This window comes from Thalassospira sp. UBA1131 (assembly GCF_002311515.1).
In the GTDB taxonomy this organism is placed as follows: Bacteria; Pseudomonadota; Alphaproteobacteria; order Rhodospirillales; family Thalassospiraceae; genus Thalassospira.
The window spans coordinates 1-2,032 of the sequence record NZ_DCAO01000065.1 but is presented as its reverse complement, the minus strand read 5'-3'; the positions used below and the strand labels follow the sequence as shown (position 1 = coordinate 2,032).

Genomic DNA, 2,032 nt, shown 5'->3' with positions numbered 1-2,032 from the left:
GTTCGGGTGATTTATCGGTAATTCGGTGCGCAATTGTTTAATTGTAATCATGGACAAAAAAACAGGGCCCGGCAAGTGCCGGACCCTGTTTGATATGATTTAATCCCGAAGATCGGGGCAGCAGACCTTATTTCAGGGCTGCGCACGCACGTTTGATGCGTTTGCAGGCTTCGGTCAGGGCATCATCCGAGGTCGCATAGGAAATGCGGAAATACGGTGCCAGACCGAATGCCGAACCCTGAACCGCCGCGACGCCTTCTGCCTCAAGCAGGTAGGTGACGAAGTCGGTGTCGGTTTCGATTTTCTTGCCATCCGGGGTGGTTTTGCCAATTGCGCCCGCACAGGACGGATAGACATAAAACGCACCTTCCGGGGTTTTGCACGACAGGCCTTCGCATTCGTTGAGCGCTGCAACAACAAGGTCACGACGCTTTTTGAACACTTCTGCGCGCTCTGCCAGGAAGTCCTGCGTACCGTTGAGCGCCTCGACCGAAGCCGCCTGGCTGATCGACGAGGTATGCGTGCTCGACTGCGACTGAACCTTGTTGATGGCCTTGATCAGCTCGACCGGGCCTGCGGCATAACCAAGGCGCCAGCCGGTCATGGCATAGGATTTCGACACACCGTTACAGGTCAGCGTGCGGTCTTTCAGCTTCGGCTCGACCTGGGCGATGGTGGTGAATTCGAAACCGTCATAGACAAGATGCTCATACATGTCGTCAGACATGATGTAGACGTTTTCATGTTTCAGAAGCACGTCGGCAAGCGCGCGCAGTTCGGCGCGCGAATAGGCCGCACCGGTCGGGTTCGACGGCGAGTTCAGAACAACCCATTTGGTTTTCGGCGTGATCGCGGCTTCAAGTTCGGCAGCGGTGATTTTGAAGTCGTTTTCTTCCTGGCATTCAACAATGACCGGGGTGCCTTCGGCCATCAGCGCCATGTCCGGATAGGATACCCAGTAAGGTGCCGGAATGACGACTTCGTCGCCCGGGTTCAGGGTCGCGAAGAACGCGTTGAACAGGGTCTGCTTGCCACCGCAACCGACGGTGATTTCGTCGATGGTGTATTCCAGATCGTTTTCACGCTTGAACTTTTCGACAATTGCCTTGCGAAGCTCCGGCGTGCCGGCGACCGGAGTGTATTTGGTCTTGCCAGCGTCAATCGCCGCTTTGGCAGCTTCTTTGATATTGTCGGGGGTATCGAAATCCGGCTCACCTGCGCCAAGTCCGATCACATCAACGCCAGCAGCCTTCAGTTCGGCAGCCTTGGTGGTGACAGCAATGGTGGGAGAGGGTTTGATACGGCTCAAACGGTCGGCAATGAACGCCATTGGTCTGTTTCCCTGGAATTTATGAGAAGTGAAAAGAATCGTGTTCTTTCGGTTCGGACCCTACGCCTGCCTTAATTCCAATTCAAGGCTGTTTAGGGCCTTCTGCGGGTTCTTTGGGATGATTTTATCCAATTTTGCAGCCTTTCAGAAGTCCTAGCGGAAAGAACTGTTTTGCAAACGTGCCAAAACACCCGTTGTTCCCGGATTTACATCCTGACGTCTCCTGACACTTCCTGACAGGAACTGTCAGGGCGGGGGCTTGCGGTCAGGCGTATCTGACCTATAACTAGGGTTGGAATGAAAAGGGATCTGCCCGATGAATGCGCTACCGGAATTTTTGACCAAACGTCGCCCGCCTGTTGAAGGATCACGGGAATTCAAACTGGTGACCGAATACGAGCCCGCCGGTGATCAGCCGCAAGCAATTGCCGAGCTGATGGCGGGTATTGATGAGGGCGAGCGCGATCAGGTTCTGCTTGGCGTGACCGGGTCGGGCAAGACGTTTACGATGGCAAACATCATCGCCAAAACGCAGCGCCCGGCATTGGTTCTGGCACCGAACAAGACGCTGGCCGCCCAGCTTTATGCCGAGATGAAGTATTTCTTCCCGGATAATGCGGTCGAGTATTTTGTTTCCTATTACGACTATTACCAGCCCGAAGCCTATATCCCGCGATCCGACACCTATATCGAAAAAGACAG

At 54.4% G+C, this 2,032-nt stretch carries 2 protein-coding genes; one reads left to right on the top strand and one right to left on the bottom strand.

Annotation, left to right across the window (positions count from 1 at the left end; all coding sequences use genetic code 11):
• Positions 1–127 precede the first annotated feature (127 nt).
• Positions 128–1,330 carry an aspartate transaminase gene (locus tag B3Z49_RS09820; RefSeq protein ID WP_296990420.1) on the bottom strand — a complete coding sequence of 401 codons (1,203 nt, stop codon included), beginning with the start codon at positions 1,328–1,330 and terminating at the stop codon, positions 128–130.
• Between the two features lie 316 nt (positions 1,331–1,646).
• On the opposite strand from B3Z49_RS09820, the gene B3Z49_RS09815 reads away from it, so the two are divergent.
• Positions 1,647–2,032 (top strand): DEAD/DEAH box helicase family protein (locus B3Z49_RS09815; RefSeq protein WP_296990418.1); only part of this gene is annotated, 386 nt, incomplete at its 3' end.